This is a genomic window from Ruegeria sp. BI7, assembly GCF_056537925.1.
This window is the reverse complement of the sequence record NZ_JBQFSK010000002.1, coordinates 41,922-55,427: the sequence shown is the minus strand read 5'-3', so window position 1 is coordinate 55,427 and position 13,506 is coordinate 41,922. Positions and strand designations below refer to the sequence as shown.

Annotated in this window: 11 protein-coding genes; 6 read left to right on the top strand and 5 right to left on the bottom strand. The window is 57.0% G+C overall.

The features are described 5' to 3' along the window. The first annotated feature begins 29 nt into the window (after positions 1 to 29). Together ACR0JB_RS07920 and ACR0JB_RS07915 are read left to right on the top strand one after the other, a co-directional pair. Positions 30 to 824, top strand: a complete 795-nt coding sequence (locus tag ACR0JB_RS07920; RefSeq protein ID WP_480789808.1) for a hypothetical protein — start codon at positions 30 to 32, stop codon at positions 822 to 824. A 9-nt stretch (positions 825 to 833) separates the two neighbouring features. Continuing rightward, on the top strand, positions 834 to 3,392 hold the full coding sequence (locus ACR0JB_RS07915) for a DUF3857 domain-containing transglutaminase family protein (RefSeq protein ID WP_480789807.1): 2,559 nt from the start codon (positions 834 to 836) through the stop codon (positions 3,390 to 3,392). A gap of 17 nt (positions 3,393 to 3,409) precedes the next feature. Here the strand turns inward: ACR0JB_RS07915 and ACR0JB_RS07910 are convergent, their stop codons facing one another. After that, the gene (locus ACR0JB_RS07910; protein ID WP_170362673.1) at positions 3,410 to 4,318 is read right to left on the bottom strand and encodes a LysR substrate-binding domain-containing protein; all 909 of its coding nucleotides are present in this window, start codon (positions 4,316 to 4,318) and stop codon (positions 3,410 to 3,412) included. A 95-nt stretch (positions 4,319 to 4,413) separates the two neighbouring features. Between ACR0JB_RS07910 and ACR0JB_RS07905 the strand changes: the two genes are divergently transcribed. The 3 genes from ACR0JB_RS07905 to ACR0JB_RS07895 all read left to right on the top strand — a co-directional run bounded on the left by ACR0JB_RS07905 (position 4,414) and on the right by ACR0JB_RS07895 (position 8,719). Next, positions 4,414 to 5,934: a trimethylamine methyltransferase family protein gene (locus ACR0JB_RS07905; protein WP_170362674.1), complete on the top strand. Its 1,521-nt coding sequence runs from the start codon at positions 4,414 to 4,416 to the stop codon at positions 5,932 to 5,934. Between the two features lie 45 nt (positions 5,935 to 5,979). Next, positions 5,980 to 8,448, top strand: coding sequence for a GcvT family protein (locus ACR0JB_RS07900; RefSeq protein ID WP_170394538.1), 2,469 nt, complete (start codon positions 5,980 to 5,982; stop codon positions 8,446 to 8,448). A 133-nt stretch (positions 8,449 to 8,581) separates the two neighbouring features. Further along, positions 8,582 to 8,719, top strand: coding sequence for a hypothetical protein (locus ACR0JB_RS07895; protein WP_170414754.1), 138 nt, complete (start codon positions 8,582 to 8,584; stop codon positions 8,717 to 8,719). A 76-nt stretch (positions 8,720 to 8,795) separates the two neighbouring features. Here ACR0JB_RS07895 and queF read toward each other — a convergent pair whose 3' ends face one another. Genes queF through queC form a run of 4 tightly spaced genes read right to left on the bottom strand, consistent with a single transcriptional unit; the run spans position 8,796 to position 11,038 of the window. After that, complete coding sequence (gene queF, locus ACR0JB_RS07890) at positions 8,796 to 9,257, bottom strand: preQ(1) synthase (RefSeq protein WP_170394532.1); 462 nt, start codon at positions 9,255 to 9,257, stop codon at positions 8,796 to 8,798. A gap of 19 nt (positions 9,258 to 9,276) precedes the next feature. Then, the gene (queE, locus tag ACR0JB_RS07885; protein ID WP_170394529.1) at positions 9,277 to 9,987 is read right to left on the bottom strand and encodes a 7-carboxy-7-deazaguanine synthase QueE; all 711 of its coding nucleotides are present in this window, start codon (positions 9,985 to 9,987) and stop codon (positions 9,277 to 9,279) included. After that, positions 9,984 to 10,337: a 6-carboxytetrahydropterin synthase QueD gene (gene queD / locus ACR0JB_RS07880; RefSeq protein WP_170394526.1), complete on the bottom strand. Its 354-nt coding sequence runs from the start codon at positions 10,335 to 10,337 to the stop codon at positions 9,984 to 9,986. The genes queE and queD overlap by 4 nt, the downstream gene beginning before the upstream one ends. Then, the gene (gene queC, locus ACR0JB_RS07875) at positions 10,337 to 11,038 is read right to left on the bottom strand and encodes a 7-cyano-7-deazaguanine synthase QueC (protein ID WP_170394522.1); all 702 of its coding nucleotides are present in this window, start codon (positions 11,036 to 11,038) and stop codon (positions 10,337 to 10,339) included. The genes queD and queC overlap by 1 nt, the downstream gene beginning before the upstream one ends. A 290-nt stretch (positions 11,039 to 11,328) precedes the next feature. Between queC and ACR0JB_RS07870 the strand changes: the two genes are divergently transcribed. Then, positions 11,329 to 13,386: an adenylate/guanylate cyclase domain-containing protein gene (locus ACR0JB_RS07870; RefSeq protein ID WP_480644267.1), complete on the top strand. Its 2,058-nt coding sequence runs from the start codon at positions 11,329 to 11,331 to the stop codon at positions 13,384 to 13,386. Positions 13,387 to 13,506: the final 120 nt, after the last annotated feature.

Genomic DNA, 13,506 nt, shown 5'->3' with positions numbered 1-13,506 from the left:
GAGTATTGGATTTTTGGGATTCTCTTATTGTGAACGCTCTTTTTCCTGACATTTCGGCAGCACCAGTCAAAACACCCATTTTTAACGTTGAAACCGAATTGAATGGCGCCGTTCGGGCAGAGCTGCGCCAATTGGAGGCGCGCAAGCAGTTTGCGCTGAACCTGCTTTTTGCCCTGGCCTTGAGTGTCTGGGCTGCCATTTTCCTTGCTGAATCCGTGGGCACTTTCTTTGTTTCATGGCATTCGAATCTGGGCCTTTCGGCGGCTGGTGAACAACCTTGGACCGCGTTGTTCGTCGGGCTGCTATGCTTGTTCTTTGCGCGGTCGATCGCGTTGAAAGCAGGCAGTTTCTGGGCGATCTGGACGGGCCGCGCGCCTGTTATTCTTACCCCAACTGAGCGTGTGCCCGAGGCAGTGACTTATTCGATTGAGCAAGACCACGTCATCGCACAAGAGAAGGATTTCACCGAATCTTGGCATTTTGCGCATATCTCTAAACTTGAACGCAATGGGCGGTTCGTGATGTGGCGCAGCCCCGATATGCGGTTGCTTTTTATCCCCTTACCGACCGAGCAAGATGCCCAGCACCTGCTGCGCAAACTCAAACAGGAAAGCCGTTCGGGCAAAGGCAGTTTTGCGCTGCAAGACGCACCGGATGCGGCGTTGGTGCAGAATTTCTCGGCCCGGGACGCGTTTGAGGCGCTTGAAGGAGTCGCAAGGAAAACAGGAACCAAATGCCCCAATAGGTTGGATTCTGTTTTCAACTATTTGACCTTCTTGATCCTCACCGGGTTTGCTGCGCTTGGCCTGTGGTCCCTTGTTTAGGGTAATACCGTGCAGGCAGGTTTTCCGCTGTTCAATCAGCTGTGCGTCGTGCTGTTGGTCACCGCACTGATGGCGCATGCATCGTTTTTTCAAAGGCATCTGCCCCGTCTGCGGCATCTGCACTTTGCTCGGTACGGGCTTGTGCGCGGCATCGCCTGGGGACCGACCGCCGTGACCTGCGACACGTCAGGATTAGAGATCTGGCGGGAAGGCAGGGTTTTGCGCATCGGCTGGAACATGGTGCGCGCGGTACACTGCGAAAATTATCTGACTGTTGTTGAGCTGACCGACGATCAGGTTTTCGTCATCCCTGAAATCCCCTCGGCGACAAATCTGTTGGCTGCCCACCGTACATCGCGAGGATTGGGCCCATGGGATGGCGCCAGACACGCCACGGTACCGAAACAGGGAAAAAAGAAACGGTGGTGGTCGTTCCTGATCAGCAGTGTGGTCTGGTTGATTGTTTTCGTGACGATCTTGGGATTCATCGGCTGGCTTCAATCCAAACCCGCCGCAGCCGAGATGCTGCGAAATCCAACCCTGCCTGCATGGTACGAAGAGGTTTCGCCACAGGATCGAGGGGCCGCTTTGGCAGCAGACAGATCCGTGAGCCAACCCCTGTTTGATGAGAAAATGCGGGTCGAAGAGGCCGGGTATGAAATCGTCAGACAGAGATTTTTTGTTGTTCACGACCGGTCCAGTCTTGAGGATTTCGGTGAGGTTCGCCTGACGGTGGATCCGATTTTCGAACGCGCCACATTGCATCGGCTGCGGATACATCGGAACGGAAAGACATTTGACCAACTCGACTTGCCGTTTCGAGAATTGAGTCTGGAGCGTGAACTCAAATCCGGCGTGATGCAGGGCGATATTGAATATTTCGGCCAGATCGCCGATCTGCGCGTGGGGGATGGCCTTGAGATCATCTGGTCGAAAAAAGCGACAACACCGGTTTTTCCTGATCAGTTCCACTATTGGGCAGACAAGCCCAGAGTCAGCAGTTGGACGGAGAGGCGGATAAGTATCGACCTGCCAGCGTCGACCCGTTTTGGTCTGAATCATACCGAAGACTTCTCGATCAACCGTTACGAAGCCAATGGGCGCACGGTCTTGTCGTGGGCTTTTGGCGAGATTGAGGAGGAAGACGGAAACCTGCATGCGGCAGAGGCCTGGGATGTCTCGAATGACGGGATGCAGCTGTCCACGTTTCTCGATTGGGGACAGATCGCACAGCGCTTTGCGACAGATTACCGACCTCGTCCTGATCTTTTGCCCGATGATCTGATCGCGATACTTGAAGAGATCGCGGCGCAATCGGACGACCCCGAATGGCGCGCGACCCAGGCCCTGCGGCTGGTTCAGGACCGTGTGCGGTATTTCAGTGTTTCCATCGGGGAAGGCGGTTGGATACCCCGTACGCCGAATACGGTCTGGTCCACTGCTTACGGGGATTGCAAGGATAAGGCGCTGTTGCTGATTTCGATGCTGGCGCATCTGGGTATTCAAGCCGATGCGGTCATCGTGGATCATGAAATCGGACCTGCCTTGCCACGCATGTTGCCGTCGCCCTTTGTTTTTGATCATGCGATTGTTCGCATTCGCGATGTACAGGGCGATTGGTTTGTTGACCCCACCGACTTGTTGCAGGGCGGAGTCGGCCGGGCCATTTCGCTGACCGAATTCACCTGGGGGCTGCCGCTGTCACCGGACAGCACCGAACTGGTCGAGATTGTGCGGCATCTTCCAGCTGAGCCCACGTCCGAAGTTCTACAAGAGTACACTTTGTTGGATGAAGGTCCGGTGGCTGCCATTCTGGATGTGACCGAAACCTGGCGCGGTGTGAACGCAGATTACAGGCGGTGGCTTTTTGATCGTCAGGATGAGGAAAAGCGGCACAAGAATTACGAAGATTGGTATGCGGATCGCTTTCCCGGTGCCACGCATCCCGATGCGATGGTTGTTGAGGATGATCTTGACGCCAACGTCATTCGGCTGGTGCAGCGATATTCCCTGCCGCGCGACGGGTTCGAAGAAGATGGCCTTTGGGCGGACCTGAGCCATTTTGGCTATGTGGTTTCGGATCAGCTTTACGAGCTTGATGATGACGCGGCGTTGGCAGGGCAATCGCAGGTTAATAATCCGATTCACGCTGTACACACAGTGGTCATGCGCAATGTGCCGGCATCCTTGAACCAACCGGTCGGTCACAGCTTTGAAAACCGCTTTGTCGATTTTGAAACCAAGGGCGAGTGGAACGAAGCTGAGGCGTCCTTGCGCTATGAGTGGGTCCTGAAAACCAAGAAAACCACACTAAAACCCGGAGATGAAGACGCCTGGCGCGAGGCGGCTGATTACGTTGAAGATCATGACATTTACAACGTCAACCTGCTTCAAAACCTGTTCGGCCGAGTATTGGATAAGCCGGCCTATCTGGGGATGAACGCAATCCAGCTGATGGTTCTTCCCCTGCTTGTGTTGGTGGCCATGATGATGTTTTTGATGTTCCGCAGCGGTGTCCGAGCTGAAGTGGCAGCCAGCCGCGCAATGAGGGACGCGGAGCGGCGTTAAAGCCCGCCCCGCCCTTGTTATCCCTCTTGCCGGGAAGACAGGATCCAATCCCGCACAATCTCGGCCTTTGGTGTCAGGGGGCGAGTTTTGGACCACACCAGATAAAACCCTTTGCCCGTTTTCCAGGCCCATTCAGGACGCGCCGCCAGCATGCCCTGCCGCACCAGCGGAGCTACGACATGATGCCAGCCAAAGGCAAAGCCCTCACCCGCCATCGCGGCCTGCAAAACCAAGGCATAATCGTTCAGCCGCAGACCGGTACGAGGGGTGACCTCGGTGATGCCAAAGGTGCGAAACCACTGTTCCCATGTGGGGCGTTCACGGACCGGCTCCTCTAGGTGAATAAGCCGTTGATTCAGAAGGCCGGGCACATTCTTGAGCGTGACGGCGGCGGCCATGACGCGAGGTGAAGCGACGGGATAGATCACCTCATCCGATATCAAATGCGCGTCGCAATCGGGCCAATTGCCATCGCCCAACCGCACGGCAAGGCTGATGGTTTCCACATTCAGGTCCGGCTCGCGATCGCTGGATTGCAGGCGCAGCTCAATATCGGGATGATTTTGCTGAAACGATGCTATTCGAGGCATAAGCCAGTAGTTGTTGAATGCCGAGGAAGCGCTGAGTGTCACGTGATCATTGCTGGCAAATTGCCGGATCGAAGCTGCAGAATGCGACAGCAGCTCGAACGCGCGGGTGACATCTGAAAACAGACGGTTTCCTGCATTGGTCAAAGTGATCCTGCGATGGCTGCGCCGAAACAAAACGACGCCAAGTGAGGTTTCCAATTGCTTGATCGAGGCACTGACGGCGGGTTGCTGCACATTCAACTCCTCTGCCGCTTTGGTGAATGATCCCGTGCGTGCGGCAGCTTCGAAGACGACCAGATGGCGAGGTGAGGAGAGGAGGGACCAGGGTTTTTGCATAACTTCAGATTATGCTAAACATCAATATTTTCAACCGTCACAGAGATGTGGTTGAGCGCTATGGTTCTTGAAGAAACATGGCGATGAGGGTTTCAATGGCACGGCGCGCTCGGACATCCAGAAAACGGCAGGACACACATATCGCTGTGCCCGCCTCACCCTTTATTCAGCGCCAGGCCCCGTTTTACGATCTGCTTGACGAGGAGCAGGTCGTTCGTCTGGAACGTCAGGTGGATTGGTTTTTGCAGGACGTGGGCATCGCCTTTCGTGACGACCCCGAGGCGCTTGCGCTATGGAAGTGCGAAGGGGCACAGGTCGACGGTGATATCGTGCGCGCCCCTGCAGATTGGATTCGCGCCCTTTGTGCCAAGGCACCGCGTGAGTTTACTCAGTTGGCCCGCAATCGGGATCGATCGGTTGTCATCGGCGGTCGAAATCAGGTTTTCGCCCCGGTCTATGGCGCCCCTTTTGTGCGTGATCTGAAAGGTGGGCGGCGTTATGGCGATCTGAACTCCTTTGAGGACCTGGTGCGCCTTACCTACCTGCACCCAAACCTGCATCACGGGGGCTTTGTGACCTGCGAGCCGTGTGATGTTCCAGTCAGCAAGCGGCATCTGGATATGTTGCTGGCCCACATGACGCTAAGCGACAAACCGCATCTGGGCGCAATTACCGAGATGAGCCGCGCTCAGGACAGTGTCGACATGGCCGAGATCGTATTTGGCGCGGATGTGATGGCGGAAAACTGTGTCATCATGGGCAACGTGAACACCAATTCACCGCTGCTGGTTGATCGGGTGGTGACGGAATCCGCGCGGGTCTACAGCAGCCGGGGTCAAGGTATGATGGTGGTGCCGTTCATCCTGTCCGGGGCGATGGGGCCGGTATCGACCGCTGCCTCGGTGGCCCAGGCATTGGCCGAGGCGATGATGGTCTGTGCATATATTCAGCTTATCCGTCCCGGTGCGCCTTTCATACTGGGGAACTTCCTGTCTTCGATGTCGCTGAAATCCGGCGCGCCGACTTTTGGCATGCCCGAGCCGGTGATCTCGAATTATGCGATCGGGCAACTCGCGCGACGCGTGGGCCTGCCTCTGCGCTGTGGCGGATCGCTGACAGCGTCCAAGATCGAGGATGCGCAAGCCGCGTATGAAAGCGCGGATTCGATGCATTCGACCATGTTGGCCGGGGCGAATTTCGTGCTGCAATCGGCGGGTTGGCTGGAAGGTGGACTGTGCGCCGGATTCGAAAAGCTGATCATGGATGCGGACCGGCTTGGGTCTTATCAAAAGGTTCTGGATCTGGGGCTGGACACATCAGACGAAGCGCTGGCCAGTGACGCCTATGAGGAGGTTGGTCCCGGCGGCCATTTCCTGGGCTGCGGTCACACCATTCGAAATTATCAGGATGCGTTCTATGAACCCGCGCTCAGCCACAGCGAAAACGTCGAAAGCTGGGAGGATGAAGGGGCCAAGGACATGCGCACGCGGGCTTATGAACGTTGGAACCAGATGCTGAAAGATTATGAGGCACCTCCCATCGACGTGGCGTTGAAAGAAGAGTTGGAGGCTTTTGTTGCCAAACGCAAAGAAAGCTTGCCCGACGCCTGGTACTAAGTTCCCCGACCTTTCACTTATGCCGGTCAACCAAGGAAAACACGTATGCCCGAGATTCAAAAAGACGAAACAGCCACCGGTAAACCGTTGCCGTCCCACGCCAAGGTCGTTGTCATTGGTGGCGGTGTCGTTGGCTGCTCGATCCTGTTTCATCTGGCCAAATTCGGTTGGAAGGACGTGGTGCTTCTGGAACGAGATGAGTTGACCTCGGGTTCAAGCTGGCATGCGGCGGGGCAGATTCACACGATCAGCTCGGACCCGAATATCAGCCGTCTGCAAAGCTATACCATTGATCTGTATAAAGAGATCGAGGAGACCTCGGGCCATTCGGTTGGATTGCATATCACTGGAGGGTTCTACGCGGCCTCGACCAAGGAGTGGTACGACTATCTGAAACGCGAGCGGTCGAAGGCGCGCTATATGGGCCTGCATCAGGAGTTCATTTCTCCGTCCGAGTTGGCCGAACGGCACCCGCTGGTCGATCCGAAACATTACTATGCAGCGCTGTGGGATGATCAAGACGGCGATCTGGACCCGTCGGGAGCGACCTATGCATTTGCCAAATCTGCGCGCGTTCATGGTGCGCAGTATTTCACCCATTGCGGTGTCACCTCGATGTCGCAGCGACCCGATGGCTCGTGGGATTTGACCACGCCCAAAGGTCAGATCAATGCCGAACACGTGGTGAATTGTGGAGGGCTGTGGGCGCGCGAGGTCGGGCATATGTCTGGCATTCACCTGCCGGTTCAGCCAATGGAACACCATTATCTGATCACCGAAAAAATCCCTCAGATTGCTGAGCGGATGGAGATCATGGGGGAGGCGGGGCGCCTGCCCGCCGGGATCGACTATGAGGCCAACATCTATTTCCGGCAGGAACGGCAGGGGATGCTGCTGGGCACGTATGAACCGAAATCGACCCCTTGGAAGGTGAACGGCACGCCGTGGGATTTTGGGCATGAGCTGCTGCAACCTGACCTTGACCGCATTGCCGACCGTTTGGAGATGTCGTTTGAACGCATTCCCACCATTGGTGAGGCTGGGATCAAGGACATGATCAATGGTCCCTTCACCTTTGGCCCTGATGGCAACCCAATGATCGGCCCGGTGCCGGGGATGAAGAACTATTGGGTCGCAGTGGGCGTCATGGCGGGCTTTTGCCAGGGTGGCGGCGTCGGCCTGACCATGGCTGAATGGATGATCGACGGAGAGCCTTCGATCGACGTCTGGGCCATGGATGTGGCGCGGTTTGGCGAGTTCGCAACGCCAGACTGGGGCACGATCAAATCCTCGGAAAACTACGAACGCCGTTTCGTGATGACGTTTCCGAACGAAACGCTACCCAAGGGACGGATGCAGAAAACCACCGCGCTTTATGATCGTTTGGTCGCAAAAGGCGCGCGGATGGGGCAGGGCTTTGGGTTGGAAAACGCGCTGTGGTTCGCCGATGGCCCTGAGGACGCGCATGAAGACCCGACTTTTGAGCGCAATCGCAGTCACGACTATGTCGCGCGTGAGGTGAAAGCGGTGCAAGAGGCTGTTGGTGGGATCGAGATTGCCAATTTCGCCAAACATGAATTCAAAGGCGCGGGTGCGCGGGCCTATCTGGATTACGTGCTGGCCGGGTATGTACCCAAACCGAGGCGCCTGACGCTGACACCGATGTTGACGCCCAAGGGTAAGCTCTTTGGTGATTTGACCGTGGCCTGCTTGGCCGACGATCACTTTATCCTGTTTGGTTCAGGCGCCATGCAAGAGGCGCATCGCCGCTGGTTCGAAAAGGACCTGCCGGATGATGTGAGCTATGCCAACGTGTCGGACGATTGGCACGGAATCGCATTGTCTGGCCCCAAATCTCGCCAGTTGTTGGCGCGGCTGACGCGAGAGGATGTCTCGGCCGAGGCCTTCAAGTTCCGCGATCTTCGCCAGACCTTTGTGGCCGGTGTACCGGTGATCCTGAATCGCATCTCGTTCAGCGGCGAACTGGGCTATGAGATTTATTGCAAGCCGCAATACCTGTTGCGTCTGGCCGAAGCGATTGAAGAGGCCGGGGCCGATCTGGGCTATCGCTGGTATGGGGCCCGCGCGTTGATGTCGATGCGGCTGGAGAAAGGGTGGGGTGTCTGGACGCTTGAATTCCGCCCGGATTTCAATGCAGTCGAAAGCGGCATGGAAGCCTTCATCAATTGGAACAAAGAGTTTGTCGGCAAGACGGCGACTGAGGCGGCCCGCGCGGAAGGCATCAAACAGAAGCTAGTGACCATGACAATCGACGTCGACGGAATTGATGTGTCGAATGATGAGGCGATCGTGAAAGACGGAACTGCCGTCGGTTATGTCTCGTCCGGTGGCTATGCGCATCGGGTCGGGGCGTCGATGGCGATGGGGTATGTTACCGCGGACCATGCCGCGCCGGGAACAATCCTGCAGGTGGAAATCCTTGGCGCGTTCTATGACGCCACGGTTCTGGGTGCGCCAATTTACGATGCCATTGGAGCCAATATGCGCACCTGAGTAGTTGGTTGAAAAGCCATCCGCGCACAGGTTACAAAACCGTCATCATTTTGTTGGCTTGTAACTTGGTCTGCCATCAGCGTTCGCCAAAAGCGTTGTTCACTGTCTGATGCACCGGCTTCAGCATACTGATATGGCATGGGATGATGTGTCGGAACATGACGAGTCTGGGAATTCGCAATCTGACGTGCTGGCCGAACCTGTCTCGATCCAGAACGTTCCTGAGGTCACCCAAATCGGAACTGAAACCCACGAGCGGCTGGACTGGTGAAGGAGCGGTTGGCGCTGGGTGGGCGTGCCTTTTGTCTTGGCCCATCCACCAACCGCCCTCAAAGTTTCATTTGGTCCTAACCGCGCCCGCGATAGGGGGGGACGCCCTGATCGGGTATCCAGACATGTTCGGGTGTCGCCCCGGTTTGCCAGAACACGTCGATCGGGATGCCGCCACGCGGATACCAATACCCGCCGATCCGCAACCATCGGGGCGACAGGAATTCGACCAGACGGCGGGCGATGGAGACGGTGCAATCCTCGTGAAACGCGCCGTGGTTCCGGAAGGAGCCAAGAAACAGTTTCAGGGATTTCGATTCGACCAGCCAGTCACCCGGCACGTAATCTATTACCAGATGTGCAAAATCAGGTTGCCCGGTCATCGGGCAGAGCGAGGTGAATTCGGGCGCGGTAAACCGCACGCAATAATCGATATCGGCCTGCGGGTTCTGGACCCGCTCCAGCTCGGCTGCTTCGGGTGAGGTGGGTAGTTCGGTTTTGCCGCCCAGCTGGGTCAGATCGCTGTAAATGGTTTCCATTGTATACTCCTTTTTGGGGTCAGACCCCGCGTTTGTTGCCCCATAGCAGGACGTGCAGCTGCGGCAGAACCCGAGGTGAGAACCAGCCGTCGGCGGTTACCTTCTCCACCAGCCACAACAATCTGTCCGACAGGGTTTGCGGATCGACGGGTAGATCGGGGTCGACCTCGGCGTTGCCCGGTTGCAGATAGAGGGGCAGTGCTGGATGTCGGTCGGCCGCGGCGCGGGCCCAGCCATAGTCGGCCTCATCAAAGATCACGATTTTCATCACCACCTTCGGGCCGGTTTGAGCCGCGTCGAGGCAGGCCGCAAACGTATTCCAATCCACGGTTTCGCCGCTTGAGGGCGGTTTCGGGCTCAGAACCAACGTATCCAGATCGCCGAACCAAGGTTTCGCAATTGAACCCTGGGTTTCGCAGGCAAACCGATACCCCTCGGCTTGGCCCTGCGCGATCAGGGGACCAAAGTCTTGAATGGCAGGGTTCCCACCAGACAGCGAAACTGTCAGGGGCCGCCCGCCCGACAAGGCATGCACCCGCGTCCAAACCGCATCCGTGGACATGGCTGCCCACTCATGGCGAAAGGCTGTGTCGACCGCGTGCATGCTGTCACACCAGCTGCACCGATAATCGCAGCCACCGGTGCGTACAAACACGGTGGGTTCGCCGATCAGCGCGCCTTCGCCCTGAATCGTGGGGCCGAAAATCTCGGCAATGCGCAGACGGTTCATGGGCGGTACTCGGCCCAGGTTTTTGGCGTCTCGCTGACCCGGACGGCCGCGGTTTCCGGCCAGCGAGCGGCACACCAGTCATAGAAATGTCGTGCCATGTTTTCCGCCGTGGTCAGGATGTTCATCACGTCGTTCAGATGCCGGTGGTCGAACGTCTCGTCAATATAAGTCTTGAGCGGCTTAAGCTCACCATAGTCTCGCACGAAGCCATCGGCGTTCAGGTCGAATGCGGCCAGCTCGACTTCGACGATGTAGTTATGCCCATGCATCCGGGCGCATTGATGATCGTGGGGCAGGTGGGCCAATTGATGCGAAGCGGAAAAGTGGAATTCCTTGGTGATCCGGTACATCAGGCGATTTCCTTTTGTGCCGTTGCCGCGACCCAGAATTCCGGGTCCCCATAAGTGGTTGGGTCTTCGACATTGGCCAGGTGAAACGCTTCGCGCCGCTCGACACAGGTGCCGCAGCGGCCGCAATGATGCGCGCCGCCTTTGTAACAAGACCATGTCTGCGCAAAAGGTGTTTCGCACCGCTCTCCCTCGGTGACGATATCGGCCTTGTTGCGATGGACAAACGGGGTGAACAGGGACACATCGGCATAACCATCCAGCGCGTGCTTCTGCATGGTCTCAAAGGCTTGCGTGAATTCCGGTCGGCAATCGGGATAGATAAAGTGATCCCCGCCATGCACCGCCGTGGCCACCGCATCAGCCCCGCGCGCTGCCGCCGCGCCAAACGCGACGGTTAGCATGATGGCGTTTCGGTTGGGCACCACGGTTACACGCATGCTGTCTTCGGCATAATGCCCGTCTGGGACGTCTAGATCATCGGTCAGCGCCGATCCGGTCAGAACGGCTCCGACGGGGCGTAGATCGATGATGTCATGGGGGACATTCAACCTACTCGCGCACAGCGTGGCAAAGTCCAGCTCTTTCCAGTGGCGTTGTCCGTAGTCAAAGGAAATCAAGCCCGTCAGCTGGTGATCGCGGGCAACCATATGCGCCAGCGACACCGAATCCAGCCCGCCCGAGCAGATTACAATCGTTTTCATTTTTTGAACCCTTGTTTTGTTACCCGGGTAGGCTGCGACCGGGATGCGTCCTGTTACACATGGGGGCTGGGCATGCCAACCCCCCATCACCGCAATCACGCGCTTGTGGTAAAGGACCTGCGGGCCTTACTGCGGTGCCATGTTTTTACTTGCCGAGTTCAACACCGGGTAAACAAATCGGCATGTTTCTTGAAACCATCTGGAAACAAGGAATTGCGCCCTTTAACCTTCAACTCACATTTGGCCGATCAACCCCAGGCTTTTGCCACCAACAGCCGTTTGGACCACAAGTGCGAGTCAGCGTAGGAATTGCCGTATCAATACTTGTCGCGCTTTCAATCGGCGCGTCGACTTTTGTGGTGCATTCGCTGTGGTGGACGACCGCGAGGGAAAACAGTCGGATGTTGGCGGCCGAGATCAACAGTCAAATCGCCAACACTGTTCGGATCGAAGTGGGATTGACCCTAAGATCCGCCGAAGCGGCCTGGGCCGCGGTCCGGACAATATTTGTCCAGAATGTGATTCAGACACAGCAAGCCGACAAGCGAGAGTTTGTGTTCCTGTCGCAATTGCAGGCGCAGCCCAACATATCGTGGATTACCTTCGGCTGGCCTGACGGGGACTTCTTCGCCGCCCACCGTTTAGGCGACAGCGGGCTGGAGATGATCGAAATCAACGACGAGATCCGGGATCGGAGCCTGCGCAAGGACCGCTACATTTTTATTCCCGGGGACATCCAATTCGAAGACCGCTCGTTTTCGCCAACCCAATATGATCCGCGCGATCACGCCTGGTACGGTAATTTCATTGATCGCGATACGCCGGACTGGATCGAGGTGCGCGACCTGCCGGGTAGCGACAAAACGGTCTACGCCTTTGCCGGGGCAATCGACGTGAACCGCAGACGCCAAGGCGTGTTGACGGTGGCCATTGAAACGGATCGCCTGTCGCGCTTTCTGGGATCATTGCGGCCGGGTGAGTTTGGCGCGGCCTATATTCTGAGCGCGGATGGCAAGGTGATCGCCGTACCGGACCCGGATGCAGATGAGGTCACCCCGGCGCGGATGGGTGAAGGTGAGCTGTACGAAGTTGCCAAGATGTCTGGGGAAACCCTTTTGGCGACCTCTGGTCCGAATGTCGCCGGCAGTTTGACGACCCGTGTGGTGTATGACGACGTGCCCTATGCCGTGGCACTGACCCCGCTTGGATTTTACGGGTGGCGCGTGGCCACGGTCATCCCCGAAGCCGCCTTCCTGTCAGGTATCGACCGGACGCTTGTCAATCTGATTTATGCGCTGCTTGGGGTGGTTGTTGTGGCGACCGGTCTTGCCATTTGGTTAATGCGCAAGGTTGTGGCAAACCCTTTGTCGCGCGTTGCCGAAGACCTCAGCCGAATTGAACGTTTCGATGTCGAGCAAGTCTCGCGGCGTCCCTCGCGCCTGAAAGAGCTAAATAACCTGTCCGCAGCGACGGCCAACATGGCGGCGGGTCTGTCGGCGTTTCGAAAGTATGTGCCGACCGATCTTGTGCGAATGCTGGTGGCGGCAGGTATCAAGACGCAGCCCGGAGGGGAAACAAAAACGATATCTGTGCTGTTTTGTGATGTGTCGGGTTTCACCGGCCTGACCGAAAAGCATGGCCCGAAGATTGTCGAGTTGATGGCACCATTCTTCAGCGCTGCGTCATCGACCATTGAACGGCATCATGGAACAATCGATAAGTTCATCGGGGATGCGGTGATGGCGTTCTGGGGTGCCCCGCGAGAAAATCTCAACCACGCTGAAGATGCCTGTCGTGCTGCGCTGGAACTCGTGGACGTGGTCGAAAGTGCTGGCCTGCGAAGTGACTCTGACGATTCCCTGCGCGTCAGGGTCGGTCTGAACAGTGGTGAAGCTCTGGTTGGGAATATCGGATCGGAACAGCGGCTGAACTACACTGCAATTGGGGACGTCGTAAACGTAGCAAGCCGCCTAGAAGTGGCCAACAAGGCCTATGGCAGCGCGATCCTCATTGGACCCGAAACACGGCGAGAAGCAGGTGATGTGATCATCGTCCGGGAACTGGATACGCTTGAAATTGCCGGCCGGTCCGGAGAACTGGTCGTTTTCGAACTGATTGCCATGGCTGACAGTGTCGCTGAGACCCCACCGTGGATCGAGGCTTATGAAACAGGTCTTGCCCATTACCGGGCCAGACGCATGTCCGAGGCGGTCGCGTCCTTTGAGACCGCAGATAATTTGCGCGGGGGCGATCCTGCGTCCGTTTTGATGATCAAGCGAGCAAAAGCGTTGCTGGCGGACCCTCCGCCAGGCGATTGGACGGGCGTTGCATTCATGGATGATAAGTAGTGTTTCGTTAGGATGTTTGAGGCGTGAGGCGCTCGTCACTCTGTTTTCTGGCGTCATCGCCTTGAAATTTTGTTTCGTTCTGCCGGTAAATACTGAAACATCATGACAGCGCAAGCTTGA

Excerpts from the sequence above, each read along its gene's own strand:
- ACR0JB_RS07910 (WP_170362673.1), bottom strand. The coding sequence starts at position 4,318 with ATGCAAAAACCCTGGTCCCTCCTCTCCTCACCTCGCCATCTGGTCGTC.
- ACR0JB_RS07905 (WP_170362674.1), top strand. The coding sequence starts at position 4,414 with ATGGCACGGCGCGCTCGGACATCCAGAAAACGGCAGGACACACATATC.
- ACR0JB_RS07900 (WP_170394538.1), top strand. The coding sequence starts at position 5,980 with ATGCCCGAGATTCAAAAAGACGAAACAGCCACCGGTAAACCGTTGCCG.
- ACR0JB_RS07895 (WP_170414754.1), top strand. The coding sequence starts at position 8,582 with ATGGCATGGGATGATGTGTCGGAACATGACGAGTCTGGGAATTCGCAA.
- queF (WP_170394532.1), bottom strand. The coding sequence starts at position 9,257 with ATGGAAACCATTTACAGCGATCTGACCCAGCTGGGCGGCAAAACCGAA.
- queE (WP_170394529.1), bottom strand. The coding sequence starts at position 9,987 with ATGAACCGTCTGCGCATTGCCGAGATTTTCGGCCCCACGATTCAGGGC.
- queD (WP_170394526.1), bottom strand. The coding sequence starts at position 10,337 with ATGTACCGGATCACCAAGGAATTCCACTTTTCCGCTTCGCATCAATTG.
- queC (WP_170394522.1), bottom strand. The coding sequence starts at position 11,038 with ATGAAAACGATTGTAATCTGCTCGGGCGGGCTGGATTCGGTGTCGCTG.